This window comes from Streptomyces sp. NBC_01431 (assembly GCF_036231355.1).
Classification (GTDB): Bacteria; Actinomycetota; Actinomycetes; order Streptomycetales; family Streptomycetaceae; genus Streptomyces.
The window spans coordinates 739,738-762,773 of sequence record NZ_CP109496.1; the positions used below are offsets into that span (position 1 = coordinate 739,738).

Consider the following 23,036-nt stretch of genomic DNA (forward strand, 5'->3'; position numbering starts at 1 on the left):
CGGGCGGCTCGGGGCGGGGATGCTCGGTGTGCATGTGAACGTTACCAATCAACTCTGGATTGTTGAGGTGTCCCTGACCACCCGTCAAGAGAGCGGGATGAATTTGAGCCCACCGTTCACCTTTGGGGTGCCCAGCATCACCCGTGATTCGATCAATTGCAGCCCATCTCATAGCTTTTGATGGTTCGTCATCATGGGCCGCTCATGCACTCCGCCATGAATGGGAACGTTACCAAGTGGTGGACGGCATGCTCGGCTGATCCGCACCGGCTGCCCCAAGCTTCCCGTGAACAGCCTGACCAGCGGCCCGGTCTGCCATCATCGACCAGTCGCCGTGCCGGACCCGGGCACGGATCGCTCGATGAGGAGGCCCGTGAAACGCCCGACGATGAAGGACGTGGCCCGTGCGGCCGGCGTGAGCCCCATGACCGTGTCGCGCGCGGTGTCGGGCGAGCCCGGAGTCTCCCCGGACACCGCTGCCCGAGTCGAGCAGGCCGTTCGGCAGTTGGGCTACCAGCGGAACGACAACGCACGCAACCTGCGACAGAAGAACCTCCGCACCTCCACCATCGGGCTCGTCGTCGACGACCTGGCCAACCCGTTCTACGCACTCATGGCCCGCTCCGTCGAGGACGAGGCACACCGGCGCGGCTTCCTCGTCCTGGTCGGCAGCACCAACGACGAGCCACGGCGCGAACGCGAGGTCATAGCCGCCTTCACCGCCCGCCAAGTGGACGGCCTCATTCTGGTGCCCACCAACACAGGCCATGGGTTCCTCAAGCAGCCTATGGACGGCGGCACTTGTGTGGTCTGCGTGGACCGGCCCGCCAGGGGCCTGGCCGTCGACACCGTGACCGTCGACAACAGGGCCGGGGCCGAACGGGCCGTCAGCCATCTACTCGGCCACGGCCACACCCGTATCGCCTACCTCGGCGACCGCTTCGACATCTGGACCCAGCGCGAACGCCACGCCGGCTACCTGGATGCCCTTGCCTCCCACGGCATACCCGAGGACCCCGCTCTCGTACGCCACGAACTGCGCTCCCAGTTGGATGCGGCGTCCGCCCTGGCCGATCTGCGCAGGCTGCCCGATCCCCCCACGGCCCTGTTCACCACCAATGACCTGATCACCATCGGGGTGATGGACGGGCTCGGCTCCCCCGACCGAGTGGCCGTCGTCGGATTCGACGACTTCCCGCTGGCCGACCGGCTCAGCCCGCCGCTCAGCGTGGTCAGCCAGGACCCGGTCGCGCTCGGCGCGACGGCCGCGAACCTGTTGTTCTCCCGCATCGAGGGTGACCGGTCCGCTCCCCGTTCCGTCGTTCTGCTGACCCGACTCATCATCAGGGGCTCGGGGGCCGGCAGGCGTACTCCGGATTAGGGACCTGGGCAGGGTCGTCGGGGACGGTGGACATGCCCCGGCGAAGCAGCCCCTCCGGCAGGTACGGCGACCGTATGGGGACGGGCCAGCCGATCCGCCGGGCGTGGCAGGCCAGGCCCAGGATGTCGAGGTTGACGGCTGCCTCGATGTCGTTGCCCCGGTCGCCGACCGTGTAGTGCTCGCGGTGCTCCTCCAGTGCGTCGGCCAGCGCAAGCGCGAAGCCCTGCTGGTCCCCCTGGACCAGTTGGGACAGCAGCACAACCGGTGGGCCGAGGAAGCCCGCGCTCCGCATCCGGGCGGCCGTGCTCAGCGCGTGGTCCACGGCGGGCTCCGGTTCTACGCCGCGCAGGTAGTCGTGGAGCGCCGCGCAGTAGGCACCCCCGGGCGAGGGATAGTCGTCCTCCGCGAAGAACCCTGGTTCGACCAGTACGCAGTCGGCAAGGGTCCGGCGCGCGCCGACGGTCAGCGCGAGGGCCACGGCCTGCTGCCACTGGTGCGGATTGGGCCGGTAGGAGCTGCGCCACGCAGGCAACGGCCGCGTGGTACCGCCGATGGAGACCTCCACGTCGGTGCCGGGCTCGGCACGCGCCACTCGGAGCGCGCCCGCCCCGGCCTCGGCGCCCAGCAGCAGTGCCTCGTACTGGCGCGGGTCCCTCGCGTCCGGGTCGTGCACGGCCCGGACGAGAAATCGCCGGCGCTGGTCCCCCATGAGAGAGGTGAGGTCCCTCGCGAGCAGTTTCGGTTCCTCCGCCCAGTCGTGGAAGCGCGCCATCTCCTCCGCCGCGCAGTCGTCGTACGGCGCCGGGCTCGTGGACCGCGCCGCGAGAGGGTGCGGCGGCCGCTCGACCACGAGGGGTCCGGTGGCGAGCGCGGCCACGGCGCCGGCCCGCTTGTCCCGGCCGCAAGCCCGGACCCTCGGCGCGGCCGGTGCGAACCCCGTCACCAGCGCGCGTGGCAGATAGCCGGAGTCGATGCGGGGCCGCCACCCGTGCCGGTCGTGGGCCATCGCCATGAGCGCGATGGCGTCGAGCGGGAGCAGGCTGCCGGGCCCGGCGTTGGCGCCGGCGGTGCGGCTCCGGTGCTGCTCCAGCTGCGCCGCGAGGTCGCGCGTGAAGCCCGCTTCGTCTGCCGCGGCCAGGGCCCTCAGGATACTGAGGGCGGCGCGGAGGCCGGGCCAGTCGTCGCCGTCGCCGAGCGTGGCGACGACCATGTCGATCAGCGCGCACTTCTCGATGTCCTGGACAGGGCCTGGTTGTGCGGCCGTGTCCGGGCCTTCTTCATGGCCGAAGACGTACGCCATCAACGCATGGACCAGCGCGACATCGGCCCGCCCCTCGTTCCCGCGCCACGGCGGTGCCGCTTCGATGAACACCTCGGCCTCGCGGTCGCAGATCCTGGCGATGTACGCCAGGAAGAAGGCGGTCAGCCACTCGTGGGTGCGGACCGGTCTGACCCGCACCTGGTCCCCGTCGTCATCGGACTCACCGCCGTAGGAGACTCCGGCCCCCACATAGTCGATCAGCACACCGAATCGCCGACCGGGGAACACGCTCAGCTCCAGCACCCCCACCGCGGCTGCCGCCGCCGAGCCGAGCGCCACCTCGGCGTCCTTACCGGCCAGTTCGGGCAAGCGCACGGATCGCGCGCCGAGGTAGTCCAGAAAGGCGTCGGCCACTATCCGCCACCCCGCGGCCGGATGCTCGTCGTGCTGCATCCGGTGCACGTCCGCGCCGATCCGCTCGGCGAAGCCGGTCTCCGCCGCGGCCAGCGCGGCATCACTGACTTGATGGCGCTCGATCCTCATCCGTGCCTCCCGACGAGTCCCCGTTCGATCTTGCCCTGCCAGCATAGGAAGGGGGTCTGACAATCCCCCGCCATCGCCGGTCCGCCCAGGTGGGCGCTTGCTGGACCACACGTCGACGCCCAGGGCGGCTTTGTCATCGTTTGGTCATACGGACATGCGATCGTGGTGCTGCTGGTTCGGCCACCGTGCACGGCGAAGGGCACGGTTCCTCGGAAAGTGAGGGCTTACGACTGGAACGTCTACGTACGTTCCGAACGTCTAGGCGGCCGACAGCGCAGAGGACAGGGCGAGATCAGCAAGGCGGGCTGCACGAGGTATGAACGAGAAGAACAGCGCGAAGGCGGGCGGGCTTTCCGGCACGGAGGAGGCATCGGGCAACGAAGCGGCGAAGCCGGCCGAGCGGGAACGGCTTGACCGGGGTCCCGAGCAGGGCCGGGACCCCCGAACCGCAATGACCTCGGAACGGACGGCTCCAGCCTCCACCCGGCCGACCGAGACCGGCCCCAACTCCGCCTCTCCCGAGCCGACTCGGGATGAGTCGACTCGGGATCAGTCGACTCGCGCGGCCGGATCCGGCGGGGTGGGATCTGGCGCGGTCGGAACTGGCGCGGTCGGATCCGGCGGCAGCGAGACTTCCGCCGACGAAGTTGTGGACGGCGAAGCTGTGGACGAGGCCTCGGCCAATGGGCCCGCGACCACCCAGCCGGTCGCCGGTACCTCGGGCGGCACGACCGTGGACGACACCTCGACGGCCGCGCCCTCGGGTGACGAAGTCGTGGACAGCCCCTCCGCCCACGAGCCCGTCCCCGACTCGACCGCAGACGACAGCGCGACCCACGAGCCCTCCACCGGCACGACAGTGGACCACGCCTCGACCGCTGCGCCTTCGGCGGACAAGACCGTAAACGGCCCTTCGGCCCACGAGCCCACAGCGGAAGCGACCGCGGCCAAGGGGTCTTCCGCCGAACCCGCAGGCGACGAAACCCGAACCGACAGCTCGCGGAGCGAACAAGCCTCGCAGACGCCACAGGCCTCGCAGACCGAACAAGCGCAGCAGGCCGAGCAGACCCACTCCCCCGCCAGGACCTCCTCGACCTCCACGCCCGACGCCGACGAAGCGTCAGCCGGGCAGGATCCTTCGGTGGTACGCGCCCGGGTGGCTCCCCGCGAGCCAGACTCGGCATCCCACGAACCGAGTGCGACATCCGAAACCAATGCCCCGGTTACCCCCGCCCGGGTGGCCCCCCGCGAGCCTGACTCGGCATCCCGCAAACCCGGTGCGGCATCCGAAACCACAGCCCCGGCTCCCCCCGCCTCGCCCACCCCGCCCACCGCGAACGAGTCGTCCTCCGAGCGGACCAGCGAGTTCGTCGCGCTGAAGCCGGACCTGCCGCCCCCGCCCCGGCCGCGCCCGGACGATTCGCCCCGCCCCGCCGCCCCTCCGCCCGCATCCGCATCCGCTCCCGCTTCCGCTTCCGGTTCCGGTTCCGACGAGCCGGAACGGACCCGGGAGTTCGCCGCGCCGCCCCGCGTGGACAGCGACCGCACGATGGCGCTGACGCGGCCGCCCGCGCCCGAGGCTGCCGCACCCGCGACCGCGACCGGTAGCGGCGGTGCGGCGGAGCCGCCGCCCCCGCTCGATCTCCTCGCGCAGTTGACGAACACGCCGCCGAAACCCGAGACGCTCGGCCGCACGCTCACCCGCAGGATCAAGATCTGGGGCACCCTGGCCGTTCTGCTCGCGATCGTCCTGGTCACGGTGCAGGCTCTGCGCCCGCTTCCCACCCCGACGCTCAAGCTCACCGGAAAGTCGGGCTACACCGCCGACGGTGGGGCGCTGTCGCTGCCGTGGCCGTCCGAGGGCCAGGCAGTGGTGGACATCAACGGCCTCGGCCACATGGGTTCGTACGGGGAGATGAATCCGCTGCCCATCGGCAGTGTGGCCAAGGTGATGACCACGTACCTCATTCTGCGTGACCACCCGCTCAAGTCCGGCGACAAGGGGCCCTCGATCCCGGTCGACCAGAAGGCACAGGACGACTACACCAACGGCGTCAAGGAGAAGGAGTCGGTCGTCGAGGTGAAGGCGGGCCAGCAGATCTCCGAACTGGAGGCCCTGCAGGCCGTCATGCTGCCGTCGGCGAACAACGTGGCTCGGCTGCTGGCCCGTTGGGACGCGTCCACGGAGGAGGCATTCATCAAGAAGATGAACGACACCGCCAAGGAACTCGGCATGACCAAGACCACGTACACCGACGCGAGCGGGCTCATCGAGTCCACCGTCAGCACCGCCGAGGACCAGGTGAAACTGGCAAAGCGGGCGATGGCCGATCCGATGTTCCGGCAGATCGCCAAGCTGCCGTCGTACACCTCGACCACCACATCCGGCGGTGGCACCGTGGAGACGGCCAGGACGCAGCGCAACTTCAACAAGCTCGTCCCGCTGTACGGCGTCGTGGGCATCAAGACGGGGTCCACGACCAAGGCGGGCGGCAATCTGCTCTTCGCAGCGGAGAAGACGGTCGGCGACAGCAAGCAGCTGATCATCGGAGCCGTGTTCGGCCAGCACAAGCCGAACATCATCGAGACCGCGACCGCGGCGAGCAAGAGCCTCGTCCTCGCCGCCGGCAAGGCGCTCAGGATCGAGACGGTGGTGAAGAAGGGCGAGGTGGTCGGCCGGGTGGAGGACGGCCTCGGCGGCAGCGTGCCGGTCGTGGCGGCCAAGGACCTGACGGTTCCGGTCTGGTCGGGCGCCACCGTCGACATCAAACTGACCGACGGCGGCAAGGAGTTGCCACACTCCGCGAAGGCCGGCACCGAGGTCGGCACACTGACCGTGGGCAGCGGCGCCGGCGAGGCGAAGGTTCCGGTCACGCTGCAGAGCGACCTGACAGAACCGTCGTTCGGCGCGAAGCTCACCCGGATCGGCTGACCCCGAAGGGGCCGCGGCCCAAGCGCTTCTCACACGGCATGTGGCCCCGCCGGATCTCCGGCGGGGCCACATGCCGTTTCACGAGGTCAGCAGGGGACGGCGCCCCCGCACTGACAGGGTCCACCGTTCTGACAGCCGCACTGGCAGCTCGGCCCGCAGCTGCAATTGGCCGCGCGCGGCGGCGTAGTCGGCGCCGGGCGGGATGTCATGAACGGGGCGGGGTGTGGGCTCGGTGGAGCCGTGGGAGGAACAGGCTGTTCGAGGATCATGGTCACGCTCCCTTCCCTGGTGCGCTGTCTTCAGCCCGAGTCAACTCCTGGACAGATCCATCGTCAACTCATGGTCCAGGAAAGGGAGTTCGGATCCCAAGAGTCCCCTTCCACGAGGCGCCGTCGACCCGGCGTGTGTCGCGTGCCACCTGATCGCCCGCGAGGTCGGTTGAGTTGTCAGTGGCACCCGGCACCATGGAAAACGGGCATGCTGATCATCGCGCGCATGGAGAGCCCGTGCGTCGGCGCATGACACGGCTCGGTCCGTGCGACAAGGGAGTGCGGGATGACCTCACGATTCAGGTTCGGGGCACGCGGGACGGCCGGGGTGCCGCCCACGAGCGGGAAGCCGCTGCCGGCGCTTCCGGTTGCCGCGGCGCTGCTCACCGCGACCGTCGCGCTGTACATAGCGCTCGTCGCCTTCGGCAACATCACGGACTTCGACACCAACCGCCAGTTCGTCCGGCACGTCTTCGCGATGGACACCACGTTCAAGGATCCGGACCTGATGTGGCGGGCCATCACATCGAGCACGATTCAGGATATCGCGTACGTAGTGATCATCATCTGGGAGACGCTGGCCGCCCTGGTGCTCATAGCGGCGACCGCGGCGTGGACCAGCGGACTGCGGCGGCGGTCCGGTTTCGGGCGGGCCCGGCGGCTGAGCAGCGTCGGACTACTGATGATGCTGCTGTTGTTCGGTGCCGGGTTCATCGCCGTCGGCGGCGAGTGGTTCGCCATGTGGCAGTCCAAGTCCTGGAACGGCCTGGAAGCCGCCGCCCGCAACTTCATGATGGCCGGCATCGTCCTCGTCGTCGTCCACCTGCGCGGCAACGAGCCGTCGGACGAGTGAGTCGCCGGTCCGGATGGCTGGAACACTATCGCTCGACAACTGACTGAATACGACCGGGAGTTGAGCGATCCGGTCGATTCCAGGTCAACTGTGGGGCGCGAACCGCACAGACAACGTGCATAATGCATGTGTAGCCCTTCGCGCGTCCCCCGTCGCGAAGGGCTACGCCTGCTTGCCGCTGCTGTGCCCTGGGTACGCATGAAGCGCCCAGGGCACAGCAGCCACTCGAGCAAGGAACTCCCCTCGTGGCTCCTTGTTCGTGTTTTTTCGAGTTAACAGTGACGTAGAGTGTTTACGCAAGTCCGGTTCCGATCGCGGAGCAAGATGCTCCGTTTTGTCACCAGTGTTCGTGGCCGCCGACGGGCTCCCCCCGCGGACCCGGCTCTTTCACCAAGGTCGGTTAAAGTACGAATCCGTTGACCGAATCGAACATCTCGCATCGTCGGACAGCGCACGAGCGGCGAACGTGGACGTGGGGACCCTGATGGACAACGGCGAAGAGCGCACGCCCGAGCTGACGACGTTGCAGCAGAAGGTCGAGTACATGGTGGAGAAGACCTTCCCCGGCGAGAAGATCTCCGGCCGGGTCTTCGCCGATCTGGTCAAGGAGCGGGGCGGCTCCCTCTCCCACAGCTACTTCTCCAACATCCTCGCCGGCAAGGTCACCAACCCGTCCGAGGAGATCCTCAAGGCGCTCGGGCTCGGTTTCGGTGTGGACTGGCGGTTCTTCAAGGACGAGTCCGAGGTCGTGGACGACGTGGTCGCGGGGCTCCAGTTCCTCGCCAAGCGCCGTACCGGAGAGATCAGCGGGCTGGCGGGCCGTGGTCTGGACGACGACGGGCTCGATCCGGAACTGCTCCAGTTCGTCCTCTCCCTGCTTGAGGACAACAAGGACGGGCGGGACAACGGGCCCGAAGCCGCCGCAGGCGGACAGTCCGGGTAGGGGCCGCTGCGTGTTCATGATGATTGGCTAGGATCGCAGACCGCTTGTCACACACGCGTGACTATGATCAAGAGGTCTCAATGTCCATGCGCGAGCTGCGGAGAGAGTGCGAAGCCGGACTGGCGGATCTTCCCATCCCGGCCCCGTTCAGCATCCCGGGTCTTGTGGCGAACATGGAAGAGGCCCGCGGCCGCACCATCGTGCTGCACGAACTGCCCGACCGGCTGGCCCGGGTGAACGCGGCCTGCGGGCTCCGGCTCAAGTCCGGCGGCACCAGCTTCGTCCTCTACCGGCGGCGCCCGACGGCCTACCAGACCCAGCACGTCATCCTGCACGAGCTGTGCCACGAATGGTTCGACCACGGTACGACCCTGAGCGCGGACCAGCTCCGCCAGCTGCTCCCCGTCTTCAACACCTCGCTGATCAACCGGGTGCTGGCCCCCCGCGCCCCCGCGCCGGGCGAACGCCGGCCCGGACACGCCGAGGTCGCCGCGGACCAGGCGGACGATGCAGAGCAGACGGACCAGAGGGACCAGGCTGATGGACTGCCGCCCGCCGTCGCCGAGGCGTTCCGCGCGGGTGGCCCGATCCAGGCGCGCGCCCAGTACGACACGCACGACGAGCGGATCGCGGAGTTCGGTGCCTCGCTCATTCCCCGTATGGCCCGGGACGTGACGAGCGACGACATGGTCGGGCGGCTCGCCAACTCCCTCTCCCGGCCGGTCGCCCACCGCCGCCGCGGCTTCTTCCGCCGCTCGTGACCCCGCTCACCCCCTGCGCCCCGCCCCTCACGCCGCTCCATCCCCCGTCCCCTCACTCGTGACCCCGAGGAATGCCCGTGACCGCGCTTGACCTTGCCGGCTATCTCATAGCCGGCCTGATGACTGCCGTCGCCCTGTGGCGCATGCCCGCCGCGCTGTGGGGTGACGAGGAGGACAAACGCAGGCGCGCCCTGTGGGGCTGCTACGCCGGATTCGCCATCGCCCTGTGGACCAAGACCAAGGTCGTACGCATCGGGCTCAACAACAGTCCCGTCGTGGACCTCGCGGTGCTGATCAAGCACTACACGGCGACCATCGCGATCCTGGCGATCCTCAGCTACATCGTCGCGATCTACGGGCACTTCCCGGAGGACGGCGCCGTCCCCCGCCACGTCCGGTTCGCCCGGGTGATCCAGCAGGTGGCGACCAAGGCATCCGTCGCCACGCTGGTCCTGCTGACCGTGCTCTTCTTCACCGTCGTCGACCGCTCGTACGCCTCGGACCGGTTCGTCTCGGACCACGCCGGGCAGTGGGGCGCCACGCTCTACATGAGCGTGTTCTACCTGTACTTGGGCGCCGCGTCCGCCGTCTGCGCCTACCAGTGGGCGCTCGCCACCGCCGGTGCCGTGGCCCGTCATCTGCGCATCGGGCTCGGCATGATGACGTTCGCCATGTTCATCGGCGTGGGATACACCGTCAGCCGGACCCTGTTCATGTGGGTCAGCGTCGCCGACCGGCCGAGCCCGGCGTTCGCCCTGAAGTTCGACGAGATCACCGAAGCAGCGCAGCTGGTCCTGTTCGCGTTCTTCGCGCTGGGCGCCTCGATCCCCGCGTTCAGCAAGGGGTGGCGCCGAGTGCGGCTGTGGCGGGCACAGGCCCGGCTGCATCCGCTGTGGCGGGAGCTGATGACGGCCTTCCCCGACCAGCCCTTCGAACCGCCGGCCTCGCTGACCCGTGAACTGACACGCTTCGGCACCCCGGCCGACCTGCGGATCGACCGTTGGGCCGCCGACATCGCCGACGCCGTGGAGAAGCTGCGCCACTATGTACCCGACGGACTGCTCCCGGCCGCCAAGCGGGCCGCATCCGACGATGCCCCCGCGCCGCGCGACGCGGAGCCGTTGGCCGAGGCGTACTGGATCAAGGCGGCGCTCGCCGCCAAGGCCGAGGGTGCTCCCGCGGGCGACGCCGCGGCCGTCGAGACCAAGCACGCCACCGACCAGGACGGCGAAGTCGCCTGGCTGGTCCGGGTGGCCGCCGCCTACCGGACGGTGAGCGGTGAGCGGGCCCGCAACGTTCTGAACTCCCTGGAGAAGACCGCGTGAGCGACACCCTGACCGACGACGTGAGGCGTACGACTGCCACGGCCCGCGCCGTCACCGATGTGCTGCAGCCCCGAAACGTACTGCTCGCCGGGATGCTCGGCATTGGTCTGGCCGCGGCCGGCGAGTGGACCGGTCTGCTGTGGGGGCTGCTCGGCGCCCTGTGTGCCGGGCTCATCCCGGCCGGCTACATCGAGTGGGAGCGCAAGCGAGGTACCTGGGGCGACCGGCACGTGGTCGACCGGACGAAGCGGGCGCCGATCTTCTTCGTCATCCTCGGCTCGATCGGGGCGGGTTCGGTCGTCATGGTGCTCGGCCACGCACCGACCGGCATCCTGGCCTCGATGCTCGCGCTGTGGGTCATGACGATCTTCCTGCTGGCCGTGAACACGGTCTGGAAGATCTCGGTGGACGCCGCTGTTGCATCGGCGGTCGTGGCCCTGCTCGCGGTGGTGCACTCCCCGTGGTGGCTGCTCGCCTACGCGATGACGGTCGCGGTGTGCTGGTCCCGGGTCGCCCTGCGGTACCACACGGTCGCGCAGACGGTGGCGGGCGGCGCGCTGGGCGCGGCCACCTCGGCGGCGTTCCTTTTCGTCTGAGGCGGGGCGTCAGGTGCGCCCGGAACGGGTGTAGCGGCCCGGCGCCGTGCCCACCACGCGTTTGAAATGCCGGGTCAGATGGGACTGGTCGTAGAACCCGGTGGCGCGGGCCACGTCACCGGGCGCCCGTCCGTCGAGGAGCAGCCCGCGGGCCCGGTCGATCCGACGGGCCGTCAGATACTGGTGTGGGGCGATGCCGAACTCGCGGGTGAAGGCACGCACCAGATGGGTGGGGTGCGCGTGCACCAGGCGCGCGGCCTCCTCCAGACTCACGCCGTCGACCGTCCGGGCGTCGAGGAGTTCGCGCAGGCGCCGCGCCACCGAGCGGTCGGTACTCGGTGGGCGGGGTGCGAGCCGGGGGCGCAGGTGGCCGCGCAACCGCTCGGCGATGAGCGCGAGCCTGCTCTCGGCCTCCAGTTCCTCGCCCCGGTGCGCGAGGGCAGTGTGCAACTGCCCGACCCGATGTCGCAGCACGGGATCCGCCAGGTCCGGGCCATCGACGGCGGGCGCGATGAGACGGTCGTCCAGCTGGGTCCTGTCGAGGTAGACGACGCGCTTGCGGAAACCCTGGGCGGTGGCCGCGGAGCCGTTGTGCGGTACGTCCGGCGGCAGCAGGGTCACGACGTTGCCGGGAGTGCCGTGTTCCTGGCGGTCCAGGTCGTAGCGCACGGCGCCGTCGTCGACGATGAGCAGCGTCCAGCTGTCGTGGACGTGCATGGGATAGGCGTGCTCGGTGAAACGGGCGTGGAAGACCTCCACGACCCCGGCGACCCGGGGTCGCCAAGCGGAGATCTCCTGTCCTGCCGTCACGCAAGGAACGTACAAGACCCGGCGGGTTCGGGCCCGGCAGTCTCATTCCATGACATCAGAGAGTGTGCCCGTACGTTTCGACACCAAGATCGCGGTGCTGCTGCGCGACGACCTGGAGACCTGGCAACGGCTCAATGTGACGGCCTTCCTGGTCAGCGGGCTCGGCTCGGCGCTGCCCGAGACGATCGGCGAGCCGTACCACGATGCCGACGACACCCCGTATCTCCCGATGTTCCGTCAGCCGGTCCTCGTCTTCGAGGGCGGCAAGGAGGTCCTGCGCGCCGCCCACACCCGCACCCTGGGCCGCGGCCTGACCCGGGCGGTGTTCACGAGCGACCTGTTCGCCACCGGCAACGACCGGGACAACCGGGCCGCGGTCCGCGCCGTCACCGCCGCCGACCTCGATCTGGTCGGCCTGGCCGTCTACGGGCCGCGCAATGCGGTGGACAAGATTCTCAAGGGCGCCCGCATGCATCCCTGACCGGTGGGAAGCCGCACGACCGGCCCCGCAATGCGCACGGAGACCGTCCATGGCGCTCCTGGCCGGCGGGGACCGGCGTCGGCAACACCGTGATCGTTTCGGTGTCGAGCGCCGGTACGAGATCGGCCCGCTCCTCTCCACGGGCCCCGGCCGCGGGCATCCGGGCCCGGCCCCCCACGCCTCGCTGTCCGGCCCGGTGCTGCGGTCCGGGGCGCGTGGATCTCGGTGGTGGACACGCCGTACCGTGCGGAATGCGAACGCTCCGCCGCAGGTTGTCCCCGCGTACGGCCGGATCGATACGGGTCCGGCGCATGAGGCACGGAGAACGGAATACACCGCCATGGGTGAGTTGATCCTCGTACGTCACGGGGAGACCGAATGGTCAATTTCGGGTCGTCACACGAGCTACACCGATCTGCCGCTCACGGCGCACGGAGAAGAGCAGGCCCGCTCGATCGCCCCTCTGCTCGCCGACCGGCCCATCGGGCTCGTCCTGGCGAGCCCGCTCCAACGAGCCCTGCGCACCGCCGAGTTGGCCGGTCTCAAAAATGTCCGTATCACCCCGGACCTCCACGAATGGGACTACGGCGGCTACGAGGGCATCAAGACGGTCGACATCCATCGCGGCCGACCCGACTGGAACCTGTGGACCGACGGTGTCGCGCCCGGCCCCGCCGATCATCCGGGAGAGAGCCCGGCCGAGGTGGGTGAGCGGGTCGACCGGGTCCTGGCCGAGGCCGCGGCCGCCCTGCGCGCGAGCGACGAGGACGTCGTGCTCTTCGCCCACTCCCACACCCTGCGCGTCCTCACCGCCCGCTACCTCGGACTCCCTGCCTCCGGTGGCGCCCTGTTCGTCCTCGACACGGGTACGGTGTCCCGGCTCGGCCGTGAACACGGCCGCCCGGTGATCACCGCATGGAACGCCGGAACCCAGAACACGGCGCACTGACCGCGCCGGCCGACTGGCAGGTTCGGGACGCCCGGTTCAGGCCGCCGCGACCGACTCGCGGGCCCTGCGCAGCGCCAGCGCCGCCAGGGCCGCGGGGGCGCCGCTCTGCCCGCGGATGCCGGGGAACGCGTTGACGTCCACGATCAGCGGGACTCCACCGCCCGTGTCTATGACATCTACCCCATAGACGTCGAGCGCGAAGATCCTGCCGACCTCGACCGCCAACTCGGCCCAGCCCGGGGGCAGTTCACCCGCGGTGAGCGGCAAGCTCGGGCCGAGACCTTCGGCTGACAGCTCTGAGCGGCGCAGCGCCGCGAAGACCTGACCGTCGATCACCCACAGCTTGTGGTCATAGCCGCTGTTCTCGGCGAACTCCTGCGTCACCACCGGTTCGTCCGCCCATGCGCCGACCAGTGCGTCGAGCTGGTCACGACTGTCGATCCGGGCCACGAGGTCGTGTCGCCTGCTGTGGCGGCTCTTCACCACCAGCGGGCCGACCGGGCCCCCGGCAGCCGCGATCTCGGCGAGCGTGGCGAAGGTGCGGGTCGCCGAGAACGGCAGCTCCGCCTCCCGGGCCAGCTCCCACATCGCCGTACGGTCCTGGCACAGGGCGGTCGCGGCCGCCGAGTTCAGCACCGGGACACCCTGTGCCTCCAGGCCGCGGGCCAGCGCGAGAGCGCGGGGCGTACGGGCCTTGAGCAGGTAGACATCCGCGAGCAGGCCCGGCGCCGCACTCGCCGTGGGGCCGGGCAGCCGCGGGTCCACCGCCACCACCCGGTGTTCGCGACGCAGCAGCTCCGTGGTGGCGGCGAGCAGCGGATGCTCCGGGTCCGGCGTGATCAGGCCGACCGTCGTCATGGTCTTCACCGGACCTCGCCCGCCGCTGCCGAGGTACGCACCGGCTCTGCCCTGCCCACGGACCCGCCGCCCCCGACGGGCTGCTCCGGTATCCCTCCCCCGGGGACGAAGGCCGCCGCGGCGGCCTCGCTGCCGGTGCGGGCCAGTTCGAGTACGGCGCGGGCCACCCTGGCCGCCGCGTCCGGAACCTGACGGAAGCTCGGGAAGTCGTTCACGTCCACCACGACCGGCCCGTCCGGACCGAGCAGCACGTCCACGCCGTACAGGTCGAGGCCGTAGACCGCACCGACCTGGTCGACGATGGCGGCCACCTCGGCGGGCAGCGGGACGTGCCGCTCGCGTACCCCCTGGTCGGGATGGAGCGGGGAGCGGCGCTCCGTCGCATACAGCTCTCCGCCGACGCAGTACACCTTGAGGTCGATGCCCGAGTTGGGGACGTACGGCTGGGCTATCAGCATGCCCTCCCCCGCGAGGGCCGGCAGCATCGCGGCCAGCCGGGCCGGCGACGGCACGAGGTGCACCGCTCGCCCCGAACTCCCGTCAGCGGGCTTCACCACCAGGGGGAACTCGGACTCGGGTATCTCCGCGAGCAGTTCGGGCCGGGCCGCCGCGTAGGTCATCGGCACGGGCAGCCCGCGACTGCGGCCGATCGCCGCCGCGAGTGCCTTGTCCCGCACACCGCGGATGGAGCGCGCGTCATTCACCGTGGTCAGGCCGACGGCTGCGGCGGCTTCCAGGAGCGGCAGCCCCGGGCCGCCGGAGACCGTCTTGAGCACCCAGGCATCGTGGCTGCCCGCGCGGACCGCCTCGGAGATCCGCAGCAGCGAACCGCCAGGCCGCACCACATCGACCTGGTGACCCCAGGCGGCGAGTTGGCGGATCACCTCCACGGGCATGCCGTCATGGCGGTAGTGCTCTTCCACCAGAAAGCAGAGCCTCATCGACCTTCCCCAGTAACCCCCGGACGTCCGCCGATCCCGTCCGGCGAGCTGTGACGTCACAGGATGTCATGAACCGCGGTGGGGTTGCCGCCCACCCCGGTCCGCCTACTTTCCCCGCCGTAGTCGGCGCAGCAGACTTCGCTGTACCGGCGGTCGTCCGTCGGCCGCGGCGGGGCATGGTGCACTGCGCGTCACCGGCGGAGGGTTGTGCACCAGGGGCCGCGAGGCGTGCTGTGCCGTGGGCGCGGGGGCATGGCGATCCTCGGCGGGAGCCACGATCGGCCGCGGGGCCGGGCCCTGGTCCCGCGCGTCCGCCAAGGCCTCCACCAGGCGCAGCCGGTACCACTCGATCTCGTCCGGCTCCTCCGCGAGGAGCAGGCCGTCGACCAGGGCCTGGGCGGTGGTGGATTCCGGGTGGAACCGGAACGTCTCCGGTTTCAGGCGGCGCAGGCAGGCTCGTTCGTACGGATCACGGACGATCTCCGCCAGGTGTGCGTTGTCGAGGGCGGAGGCGACGGCGGCTGCCTGTTCCCACTGGTCGTCGGTCTGGCGGGCCAGCATGGCGATCCTGCGCCCGCGCCAGTTGCGCGCCCGCCAGTCCTGACAGCCGTCCGGCTCCGGATGGCGGCCGATCAGCAACTCGGGCTCCCGCAGGGCGAGTTCAACCAGTTCGTCGGCGAGGTAGAGCCAGACGATGGCCCGGTAGCGGTTGAGGTAACACCGCACGGGAGTGAGGTGGCCCGTGCGGGCCAGTTTGGTGAAGCGCCCCGGGGCGACACCGAGCAGCTCGGCGCCTTCGCGGGTGCCGACGGTGCGCACCCGTTCGCGCAGCGCCTCCGGGAAGCCCCGTACCGCCTTCAGCCGGGCGACCTCGCGCGCGGTGACGCGGCGCTGCCCGCCGTTCGGATCCGGCACGGTGCGGATGTGGCCGAGCTGGACGGCCAGCTCGAACTCGGCCCGCCTGAGCTCCAGTTCGCGGGCCGCGACACTCGGTGCGAGCCGCGGCCCGGCCGGGGCCGCCACCCCGGCGGCATCAGCGCGTACAACGGCACTCCTGGTCGTGACTACGGTCATCGGGTCCTCCCCCGTGAGGAACGATCAGCCGAGAGACGAATACTCTCGGTGACGACCGTAACCCGCCCTGCCGACCTCCCGCCCGGCCTGTGGATAACTCAAAGCCACGGCGGGCAATGCCAGTTCAGAGCTCTGGGGTGTCGAAGTTGCCGGGCTGCCGCGCGGCCACCGACAGGTGCTCTCCGACACGGTTGACCAGCAGGGTCATCTCGTAGGCGATCTGACCGATGTCGGCCTCCTCGGTGCTCAGCACGCACAGGCAGCTGCCGTCGCCCGCGGCGGTGACGAACAGGACGCCCTCGTCGAATTCGACCATGGTCTGGCGGACCTTGCCGGCCCGGAAGTGCCGGCCCGAGCCCTTGGCGAGGCTGTGCAGGCCGGAGGAGACCGCGGCGAGGTGTTCCGCGTCCTCGCGTTCGAGGCCGTCACTGGCGCCGGTGACCAGACCGTCGTTGGACAGCACGATCGCGTGGCGTACGTGCTCGACCCGTCGGGTCAAATCGTCCAGCAGCCAGTCGAGTTCCTTGTTCAGTGCCATGTCAGGCCTCCCCGGTGACGCGTTCCCCGTTTCCCCGTTCTCCTGCCACCCTTCCCCACCGGCGCGCCACGGGCAAGCAGTCCGCGATGCCGGGGAGTCGCGCGGCGCCGTCGCCACGGCCGGCGTCAGCCGACCGAGTCGAGCAGCCGCGCGGCGTGCCTGCGCCCGGCGTATTCGACGAGCCGGATCAGCACCTCCTTGCCGGAGTCGCGCTCTCGGGCGTCGCACAGCACGACCGGCGTGCCGTGGTCGAGATCGAGGGCCGCGCAGACGTCCGCGGTGCCGTAAGTACGGGCTCCGGCAAAGCAGTTGACGGCGACGACGAACGGGATGCGGCGGTGCTCGAAGTAGTCGACCGCCGGGAAGCAGTCCTCCAGGCGGCGGGTGTCCGCGAGGACGACCGCGCCCAGCGCCCCTTGGGAGAGCTCGTCCCACAGGAACCAGAAACGATCCTGCCCCGGCGTTCCGAACAGGTACAGGGACAGACCCGACCGGATGGTGATCCGGCCGAAGTCCATGGCGACCGTGGTCGTGGTCTTCTGGTCGACGCCACCGGTGTCGTCCACGCACTGCCCGGCCTCGCTCAGCGGTTCCTCGGTGCGCAGCGGCCGTATCTCGCTGACCGCTCCGACCAGGGTGGTCTTGCCCACTCCGAATCCGCCCGCGACCAGGATCTTCAACGCGAGGGCGGGGGTGGGTTCACAGGGCTCGGAGGCCATTGATCACTTCTCTCAGGATCTTGTCGTCGGGTAGCTGGGCCGGTGGCACGGGTCGGCTGACGACCACGTGGGAGGCTGCGACCAGGTCCCCGACGAGAACGCGGACGACCCCGACCGGCAGGTCCGAGTCGGCGGCGAGTTCGGCGACGGACTGGCTCTCCTTGTGGCACAGGGCGAGCAGAGCCAGATGCTCGGGGCCGAGCAGGGACTCCTCGGCGGGCTCCGGTCCTCCCGGCACGGCGAGGGCGACCAGCGCGATGAGGTCGAGGCGCACGCCACCGGCGCCCGGCGCGGTCCGACCGCCGGTCATGGCGTACGGGCGGACCAGCGGCCCCGCGTCGGCGTCGTACCAGCGTCTCGGTTGCTGCACGGGGTCGTCCGACGGTGGTTCGTTCATGGGGGTGGCGTCCGTTTTCCGGTCAACCGGCCGCCGGGGGGGCGCACGATGTGGCGCGGCGGTGTGTAGAGGTGTTCGCCGACGCGCTTGACCAGGCGGGCCATTTCGTACGCGATGAGTCCGATGTCGGTGGTGAGCGAGGACAGCACGGCGAGGCAGGAGCCGTCTCCGGCGGCCGCGACGAAGAGGAAGCCGTCGTCCATCTCGACCATGGTCTGGCGCACGCCTCCGGCGTGGAAGTGGCGGCCCGCTCCTTTGGCGAGGCTGTGGAAACCGGAAGCGACGGCGGCGAGGTGCTCGGCGTCCTCGCGGGTCAGCGCGCTGGAAGCGCCGACGGCGAGGCCGTCGTTGGACAGCACGACGGCATGGCGGACTTCGCCGACGCGCTGGACCAAGTCGTCGAGCAGCCAGTCGAGTTCACCCGTTCCGGAGCTTGAGCCGGGTCCCGAATCCGGGCCGGGACGGTGGTGCGGGGCGTCGAGTCTCTGGTGGTCGATCATGCGCGGTTTCCTTCGCTCGTGTCGTCGCTGCCGGGCGCGCCCGACGCGGGAGTCCTGGCGGCGGTGCCCCAGGCGCCGCCGCGGGCCCAGCCGCCCATGTAGGCGGTCATGCGGTCCCGCGCCTGTTCGGGCGTGGGCGCCGTGTCGTCCGGGCCGGTGTCGGCCTCGGGTGAGGGGGTCGCGCGCAGTTGGGGGGCGAGGCTCGCCTGCCGTATCCGGCGCGGGAGTTCGTGCTCTGCGCTGTCGGGGGCGATACCGCGGGCCCGTTGGCGCAAGGTGGTGATGCCGGGCGGGGTCGCGGGCGGCTCCGGCCTCGCGCCCGGGGGCTCGTGCTGGGCGTCCAGGGCCGGTCGCGGGCCGGCGAGTGGCGTGTCGCACAGCGTGCGCGGCTCGGCGCGAGGGCGCTCTTCGCGGTCGCGGGCGGTGGCTCGCCGAGGGTGGGAAGCGGCCGGGAGCGCGGATTGGAGGAGCCCGGTCGGCAAAAGGACGACCGCGGTGGTGCCGCCGTACGGTGAGCTGCTCAGGTGCACCTTGATGGCGTGGCGGGCGGCGAGGCGGCTGACGACGAAGAGGCCGAGCCGGTCGCTGTCGAAGAGGTCGAGCGCCTCGGACTGCTCGATCCGCCGGTTGGCCTCGTCCAGGGTCTCCCGGCCCATGCCGAGCCCGCGGTCCTCGATTTCGAGGGCGTATCCGTTGCCGACGGGTTCGCCGCTGACCCGGACCTTGGTGTGCGGGGGCGAGAACTGGGCGGCGTTCTCGACGAGTTCGGCGAGCAGGTGGGTGAGGTCGGCGACGGCGCCGCCGGTGACGGCCGCCTCGGGGAGTCGGCGCACCTCCACGCGGGCGTAGTCCTCGATCTCGGAGACGGCGGCGCGTACGACATCGGTCAGCGGGACCGGCACGCTCCAGGCGCGGCCGGGCGCGGCACCGGACAGAATGATCAGGGACTCCGCGTGCCGACGCATGCGGGTGGTGAGGTGGTCGAGGCGGAACAGGTCACCGAGCTCACCGGGGTCCTCGGCGCGCCGTTCCATGCTGTCGAGCAGGTTGAGCTGGCGGTGGACGAGAACCTGGCTGCGGCGGGCGAGGTTGACGAAGACGCCCGAGATCCCGCTGGCGAGTTCGGCGCGTTCCACGGCTGCCGACAGGGCGGCGCGGTGGACGGTGGCGAGGGCCTCGCCGACCTGCGCGATCTCGTCCCGTGGCGTCGGCCCCGGCGGCGCCTCCGCCTGGATGTCGAGCGTTTCCCCGGACCTCAACCGACCCATGGCGGTGGGGAGTTTGCGCCGGGCGATCTCCAGAGCGCTGTTGCGCAGGCTGATCAGCTCGACCACCAGGCCGCGTCCGATGCGTACGGAGATGACGAGGGAAGCGGCGACGGCGGCGAGGCCGAAGAGGACGGCCGCGCCTGACGGGGTGAGCAGTCCGTGCGTGAACGCATCCGTGCGGGCGGTGACGGTCGTGGTGGCTCCGGTCTCGATGGCGGCGAGTCCCGTGCGCACCGTGCCCATTGCCGCGTCCCAGACGGCCGGGTCCACGGCGGTCGCGGCCCCCCGGCCCGGTTCGGCGGCCTGGATCCTGTCCTCGGCGGTGCGCAGAGCGGCGTACGCGCTCTGGCCGCTCAGCTCGGTCCAGGCGGCACGTTCGGACCCGGTCAGGTCCGCGGTGGCCGCCTCGGTGAGGGTGCGGCGGCTGTAGACGGCACCGGCCAGGCCTCGCAGGTGGGCGACCGTGAAGGTGCGGCCGAGTTGAGCGGAGGAGACCAACGAGTCCTCGCGGGCGAGCATTTCGCCCGCCCGGCCGACTTCGTACAGGACCCGCGCCTCGGCGCCGAGCGCCGGTTCCTGGAGACCGGCCAACGCGCCGTTGACGTCGAGGCCGTCTCCGACGGTGTCGGTGTACTGCTGGTAGGCGGCGTCCCATGCGGTGCCGCGGGCGTGGACGCGGGCGCGCAGCACGGGCAGTTTCCGGGCCTGGGTGACGAGCTCGCGAAGGCGTGCGGCGGCGACTGCGGGCAGGTCTCCGGCGTCGGCGACGGTGTGGTTCCGGTCGAGGCGGAGCCTTGCGACCGCGGTGTCGGTGCGCTGGGCCTGCTGGTCGAGTTCGGCGGCCCGGTCGGCGGCGGGGTCCGCCAAGTACCGTACTGCGGCGCGTCGTTCGGCCTGGAGTTGTGCCACGACGGCCGTGACGGGCCCGCGGACCTGCTCGTCCACGCGGCGCGCGTGGCGCAGCGCGGACAGGTCCTGCGCGGTGGTCACGGTGGCGAAGCCCCATAGGGCGAGCAGGGAGACGACGGGCACCATGAGCAGCGAGACGATCTTGGCGCGTACGGTGCGCGGGCGCAGCCGCCACCGTGCTTCGGCGTCTTGGGCCGCGGGCGCCGACGCCGCGGGGTGTTCGTCGACGGCCGGCGGTCCTGCGTGGGCGCGCCGGCCGCGGGCCCCAACGGCGGGTGGGGGTTCGGCATCCGGTGTCTTGCGGGGTGTGCGCACGGATCTCCTGGCTTACGGGTCGGGGCCGGTCGCGGCGCGGATGGGGTCAGGGGGCCGGGGCGAGTAGTTCGGCGGACGCGTAGTCGGCGCGTTCGCGGGCCGACGGGGAGAGTGCGACGAAGGCAGCGGTGATGAAGAGGTAGGACCCGAGGCAGACGGCGAGGGGGAAGATGAACTGCATCGCCGTGGCCCCGGGCAGTGCGGCGCCGCTCGGCGTGACGTCCACGCTCACCGCGATCATCCCCGTGTAGTGCATGCTGCTGACGGCCGCGCCCATCACCAGGGAGGCGACGGCCACGGCGACGGGGGCCTTGATGTTGAGTCCGGCCCACAGCGCGGCGGTCGCCGCGACCACGGCGATGACGACGGAGAGCGCCACGAGCACCGGGTCGTAGTGGACCGTTCCGTGCAGCCGCAGAGCCGCCATGCCGAGGTAGTGCATACCGGCGACGCCGAGTCCCGTGGCGAGTCCGCCGAGCAGGAGGGAGCGGGTGCGGTCCTTGCCGTAGCCGACGGCGAAGACCCCGGCTCCGACGACGACCATGGCGACGAGCAGGCTCAGGATGGTCAGGAGCACGTTGTAGCGGATGTCGGTGCCGGTGACGGCGAAGCCGAGCATCGCGACGAAGTGCATGGTCCAGATGCCGCTGCCGATGGCTGACGCGGCGGTGATCAGCCAGTTGCGCCGGGAGCGGCCGCTCGCGCCCAGGGCGCGGACGGTACAGCGCAGCCCGAGGGCGGCGCCTATACAGGCCATCGCGTACGACAGCACGGGTGTCAGCCAGCCGAAGGCGGCGTGGTCCAGGTGTCCCATGGCCCAGGGACGCTAGCCCGACAGGGGGCGCACGGCGGGGGCGCATTTCGAAAGCCGCTGAAATATGACGAAGAAAAGTTCCAGGACGATCGTGCCCTGTTCGAACATGCGCGCAGCAGTCGAGTTTCAGCCACTGCGAGATCGGAGGACCTGTGAGGGATCATGGGAGCATGGCCGTAGATCACAGGGATCACACACAGGTTCAGGAATTCTTCGCCGCGCGCGCGGCCGACTGGGACCGCAAGTTCCCCGACGACGGTCCGGCGTACGCCGCGGCCGTCGCGGAACTCGGGCTCGCGCAGGGCGATGTCGTCCTCGACGCCGGTTGCGGCACGGGCCGCGCACTGCCGCCGCTGCGCGCGGCGGTGGGCGCCAAGGGAACCATCCTCGGCGCGGACCTCACCCCCGAGATGCTCACCGAAGCGGTGCGCAACGGGCGCGACCAAGACGGCGTTCTGCTGCGTGCCGATGTCGGCCGGCTGCCGTTGCGCAGCGCTTCGGTGGACGTGGTGTTCGGCGCCGGTCTGATCTCACACCTGTCCCAACCAGCCGAGAACCTGCGGGAGTTGGCCCGGATCACGCGTCCCGGCGGCCGCCTCGCGCTGTTCCACCCCATCGGCCGCGCCGCGCTGGCCGCCCGGCAAGGCCGTCAGATCACCGACGACGACCTACGCGCGGAGCCCCGACTGCGCCCCCTGCTCGCCTCGGCGGGCTGGCACCTGGTGTCGTACGCGGACGAGGACCGGCGGTACTTGGCGGTGGCAGTACGCGAGGGGTGAGGGCGCGGGGCGGCGCGGGCGGGTGAGCGGTCGGCGACTCAGACCCGCCCACTCACCTCACGCACGAACGCCGCCGGATTGTCGAACATGATGTTGTGGCCGGCGTCCGCGATCGTCACGACCCGGACGCCGGAAGCGACGAGTTCGGCGCGGCCGGGCAGTTCGTCGTCGCGGCCGCCCACCAGGTAGGTGCGCTCGACCGGCAGCTTCATCAGGAGCTCGCGCATCGTCGGCTCCGTACCGCGCACGAGGCCGCGGGCGGTGCGGTGCAGGCCCAGCGGGTCGGCGAGACGCATGGTCGCCGCCCACAGCGGGCCGACGCGCGCGAGCACCGCGGCGAAGCCCCCGCCGTGCACGAACTCGTCCTCCCCGTAGGTGGCGATTCCACTGCTGCCCGCCGTCGGCACCGGGTTGGGGTCGAGGTTGGCCTCGGTCAGCAGGAGCCGCGCCACCAGGTCGGGGCGCCGGTCGGCGAGCACGATGGCGACCGCGCCGCCCATGCTGTGCGCGACCAGCTCCGCCCCGACGACCCCGGCCGCGTCCAGGGCCGCCGCGAGGGCGCCGGCGTGATCCTCCAGGCTGTAACCGAAGTCGGCGGGACGGTCACTGATGCCGTGCCCCGGAAGATCCACGAAGAGCTGGCGTCGGCCCGCGAGCGCCGGATACGCGGCGATGTGCGCGTGGTAGACGGCCGACATGGAGCCCAGGCCGTGTACGTACACGAGCGCGGGCCCCTCCCCCTCGGTCTCCGTCCACCGGATCCGGCTGCCCCGCCCTTCGAACTCCGCCTGCCGCATGACTCACTCCCCTGTCGTGGTTG

22 protein-coding genes are annotated in these 23,036 nt (G+C 70.8%); 10 read left to right on the forward strand and 12 right to left on the reverse strand.

Going from position 1 to position 23,036, the window contains the following annotated elements; genetic code table 11:
- Positions 1-373 precede the first annotated feature (373 nt).
- Positions 374-1,381, forward strand: a complete 1,008-nt coding sequence (locus tag OG522_RS03615; protein ID WP_329461449.1) for a LacI family DNA-binding transcriptional regulator — start codon at positions 374-376, stop codon at positions 1,379-1,381.
- Here OG522_RS03615 and OG522_RS03620 read toward each other — a convergent pair.
- The gene (locus OG522_RS03620; protein WP_329461450.1) at positions 1,344-3,185 is read right to left on the reverse strand and encodes an immunity 49 family protein; all 1,842 of its coding nucleotides are present in this window, start codon (positions 3,183-3,185) and stop codon (positions 1,344-1,346) included. The genes OG522_RS03615 and OG522_RS03620 overlap by 38 nt on opposite strands.
- Before the next feature lie 649 nt (positions 3,186-3,834).
- Here OG522_RS03620 and OG522_RS03625 point away from each other — a divergent pair.
- From OG522_RS03625 to OG522_RS03650, 6 genes are all read left to right on the forward strand, one after another.
- Positions 3,835-6,117 (forward strand): D-alanyl-D-alanine carboxypeptidase, encoded by a 2,283-nt coding sequence (locus OG522_RS03625; protein ID WP_329461451.1) that lies wholly within the window; start codon positions 3,835-3,837, stop codon positions 6,115-6,117.
- Positions 6,118-6,672: 555 nt separating this feature from the next.
- Positions 6,673-7,239: a DUF2165 domain-containing protein gene (locus tag OG522_RS03630; protein WP_329461452.1), complete on the forward strand. Its 567-nt coding sequence runs from the start codon at positions 6,673-6,675 to the stop codon at positions 7,237-7,239.
- A gap of 484 nt (positions 7,240-7,723) precedes the next feature.
- The gene (locus OG522_RS03635; RefSeq protein ID WP_329467469.1) at positions 7,724-8,182 is read left to right on the forward strand and encodes a hypothetical protein; all 459 of its coding nucleotides are present in this window, start codon (positions 7,724-7,726) and stop codon (positions 8,180-8,182) included.
- Between the two features lie 80 nt (positions 8,183-8,262).
- Positions 8,263-8,943, forward strand: a complete 681-nt coding sequence (locus OG522_RS03640; protein ID WP_329461453.1) for a toxin — start codon at positions 8,263-8,265, stop codon at positions 8,941-8,943.
- Between the two features lie 77 nt (positions 8,944-9,020).
- Positions 9,021-10,268: an MAB_1171c family putative transporter gene (locus tag OG522_RS03645; protein ID WP_329461454.1), complete on the forward strand. Its 1,248-nt coding sequence runs from the start codon at positions 9,021-9,023 to the stop codon at positions 10,266-10,268.
- Positions 10,265-10,864, forward strand: coding sequence for a hypothetical protein (locus tag OG522_RS03650; protein ID WP_329461455.1), 600 nt, complete (start codon positions 10,265-10,267; stop codon positions 10,862-10,864). The genes OG522_RS03645 and OG522_RS03650 overlap by 4 nt, the downstream gene beginning before the upstream one ends.
- 9 nt (positions 10,865-10,873) lie before the next feature.
- Here OG522_RS03650 and OG522_RS03655 read toward each other — a convergent pair whose 3' ends face one another.
- Complete coding sequence (locus tag OG522_RS03655) at positions 10,874-11,674, reverse strand: AraC family transcriptional regulator (RefSeq protein WP_329461456.1); 801 nt, start codon at positions 11,672-11,674, stop codon at positions 10,874-10,876.
- Between the two features lie 49 nt (positions 11,675-11,723).
- Between OG522_RS03655 and OG522_RS03660 the strand changes: the two genes are divergently transcribed.
- Positions 11,724-12,155, forward strand: a complete 432-nt coding sequence (locus OG522_RS03660) for a DUF2000 domain-containing protein (RefSeq protein WP_329461457.1) — start codon at positions 11,724-11,726, stop codon at positions 12,153-12,155.
- A 340-nt stretch (positions 12,156-12,495) separates the two neighbouring features.
- Positions 12,496-13,104: a histidine phosphatase family protein gene (locus OG522_RS03665; protein ID WP_329461458.1), complete on the forward strand. Its 609-nt coding sequence runs from the start codon at positions 12,496-12,498 to the stop codon at positions 13,102-13,104.
- 36 nt (positions 13,105-13,140) lie between these two features.
- Here OG522_RS03665 and OG522_RS03670 read toward each other — a convergent pair whose 3' ends face one another.
- The 9 genes from OG522_RS03670 to OG522_RS03710 form a co-directional block, all read right to left on the reverse strand.
- Entirely contained in the window at positions 13,141-13,962 is an 822-nt protein-coding gene (locus OG522_RS03670) for an ATP-grasp domain-containing protein (protein WP_329461459.1), read from the reverse strand.
- Between the two features lie 5 nt (positions 13,963-13,967).
- Positions 13,968-14,903: an ATP-grasp domain-containing protein gene (locus tag OG522_RS03675; protein WP_329461460.1), complete on the reverse strand. Its 936-nt coding sequence runs from the start codon at positions 14,901-14,903 to the stop codon at positions 13,968-13,970.
- Positions 14,904-15,008: 105 nt separating this feature from the next.
- Positions 15,009-15,977 (reverse strand): DUF6397 family protein, encoded by a 969-nt coding sequence (locus OG522_RS03680; protein WP_329461461.1) that lies wholly within the window; start codon positions 15,975-15,977, stop codon positions 15,009-15,011.
- 124 nt (positions 15,978-16,101) lie between these two features.
- The gene (locus OG522_RS03685) at positions 16,102-16,515 is read right to left on the reverse strand and encodes a roadblock/LC7 domain-containing protein (RefSeq protein WP_329461462.1); all 414 of its coding nucleotides are present in this window, start codon (positions 16,513-16,515) and stop codon (positions 16,102-16,104) included.
- 125 nt (positions 16,516-16,640) lie between these two features.
- On the reverse strand, positions 16,641-17,234 hold the full coding sequence (locus tag OG522_RS03690; RefSeq protein ID WP_329461463.1) for a GTP-binding protein: 594 nt from the start codon (positions 17,232-17,234) through the stop codon (positions 16,641-16,643).
- Positions 17,215-17,631: a DUF742 domain-containing protein gene (locus tag OG522_RS03695; RefSeq protein ID WP_329461464.1), complete on the reverse strand. Its 417-nt coding sequence runs from the start codon at positions 17,629-17,631 to the stop codon at positions 17,215-17,217. The genes OG522_RS03690 and OG522_RS03695 overlap by 20 nt, the downstream gene beginning before the upstream one ends.
- Positions 17,628-18,131 carry a roadblock/LC7 domain-containing protein gene (locus OG522_RS03700; protein WP_329461465.1) on the reverse strand — a complete coding sequence of 168 codons (504 nt, stop codon included), beginning with the start codon at positions 18,129-18,131 and terminating at the stop codon, positions 17,628-17,630. The genes OG522_RS03695 and OG522_RS03700 overlap by 4 nt, the downstream gene beginning before the upstream one ends.
- The gene (locus tag OG522_RS03705; protein ID WP_329461466.1) at positions 18,128-20,623 is read right to left on the reverse strand and encodes a sensor histidine kinase; all 2,496 of its coding nucleotides are present in this window, start codon (positions 20,621-20,623) and stop codon (positions 18,128-18,130) included. Before OG522_RS03705 ends, OG522_RS03700 begins: the two co-directional genes overlap by 4 nt.
- 46 nt (positions 20,624-20,669) lie before the next feature.
- Positions 20,670-21,437 (reverse strand): MHYT domain-containing protein, encoded by a 768-nt coding sequence (locus OG522_RS03710; protein ID WP_329461467.1) that lies wholly within the window; start codon positions 21,435-21,437, stop codon positions 20,670-20,672.
- Between the two features lie 170 nt (positions 21,438-21,607).
- On the opposite strand from OG522_RS03710, the gene OG522_RS03715 reads away from it, so the two are divergent.
- On the forward strand, positions 21,608-22,216 hold the full coding sequence (locus OG522_RS03715) for a class I SAM-dependent methyltransferase (protein ID WP_329461468.1): 609 nt from the start codon (positions 21,608-21,610) through the stop codon (positions 22,214-22,216).
- Positions 22,217-22,254: 38 nt separating this feature from the next.
- Here OG522_RS03715 and OG522_RS03720 read toward each other — a convergent pair whose 3' ends face one another.
- The gene (locus tag OG522_RS03720; protein WP_329461469.1) at positions 22,255-23,013 is read right to left on the reverse strand and encodes an alpha/beta fold hydrolase; all 759 of its coding nucleotides are present in this window, start codon (positions 23,011-23,013) and stop codon (positions 22,255-22,257) included.
- Positions 23,014-23,036: the final 23 nt, after the last annotated feature.

Excerpts from the sequence above, each read along its gene's own strand:
- OG522_RS03620 (WP_329461450.1), bottom strand. The coding sequence starts at position 3,185 with ATGAGGATCGAGCGCCATCAAGTCAGTGATGCCGCGCTGGCCGCGGCG.
- OG522_RS03630 (WP_329461452.1), top strand. The coding sequence starts at position 6,673 with ATGACCTCACGATTCAGGTTCGGGGCACGCGGGACGGCCGGGGTGCCG.
- OG522_RS03635 (WP_329467469.1), top strand. The coding sequence starts at position 7,724 with ATGGACAACGGCGAAGAGCGCACGCCCGAGCTGACGACGTTGCAGCAG.
- OG522_RS03640 (WP_329461453.1), top strand. The coding sequence starts at position 8,263 with ATGTCCATGCGCGAGCTGCGGAGAGAGTGCGAAGCCGGACTGGCGGAT.
- OG522_RS03660 (WP_329461457.1), top strand. The coding sequence starts at position 11,724 with ATGACATCAGAGAGTGTGCCCGTACGTTTCGACACCAAGATCGCGGTG.
- OG522_RS03665 (WP_329461458.1), top strand. The coding sequence starts at position 12,496 with ATGGGTGAGTTGATCCTCGTACGTCACGGGGAGACCGAATGGTCAATT.
- OG522_RS03670 (WP_329461459.1), bottom strand. The coding sequence starts at position 13,962 with ATGACGACGGTCGGCCTGATCACGCCGGACCCGGAGCATCCGCTGCTC.
- OG522_RS03675 (WP_329461460.1), bottom strand. The coding sequence starts at position 14,903 with ATGAGGCTCTGCTTTCTGGTGGAAGAGCACTACCGCCATGACGGCATG.
- OG522_RS03680 (WP_329461461.1), bottom strand. The coding sequence starts at position 15,977 with ATGACCGTAGTCACGACCAGGAGTGCCGTTGTACGCGCTGATGCCGCC.
- OG522_RS03685 (WP_329461462.1), bottom strand. The coding sequence starts at position 16,515 with ATGGCACTGAACAAGGAACTCGACTGGCTGCTGGACGATTTGACCCGA.
- OG522_RS03690 (WP_329461463.1), bottom strand. The coding sequence starts at position 17,234 with ATGGCCTCCGAGCCCTGTGAACCCACCCCCGCCCTCGCGTTGAAGATC.
- OG522_RS03695 (WP_329461464.1), bottom strand. The coding sequence starts at position 17,631 with ATGAACGAACCACCGTCGGACGACCCCGTGCAGCAACCGAGACGCTGG.
- OG522_RS03700 (WP_329461465.1), bottom strand. The coding sequence starts at position 18,131 with ATGATCGACCACCAGAGACTCGACGCCCCGCACCACCGTCCCGGCCCG.
- OG522_RS03710 (WP_329461467.1), bottom strand. The coding sequence starts at position 21,437 with ATGGGACACCTGGACCACGCCGCCTTCGGCTGGCTGACACCCGTGCTG.
- OG522_RS03715 (WP_329461468.1), top strand. The coding sequence starts at position 21,608 with ATGGCCGTAGATCACAGGGATCACACACAGGTTCAGGAATTCTTCGCC.
- OG522_RS03720 (WP_329461469.1), bottom strand. The coding sequence starts at position 23,013 with ATGCGGCAGGCGGAGTTCGAAGGGCGGGGCAGCCGGATCCGGTGGACG.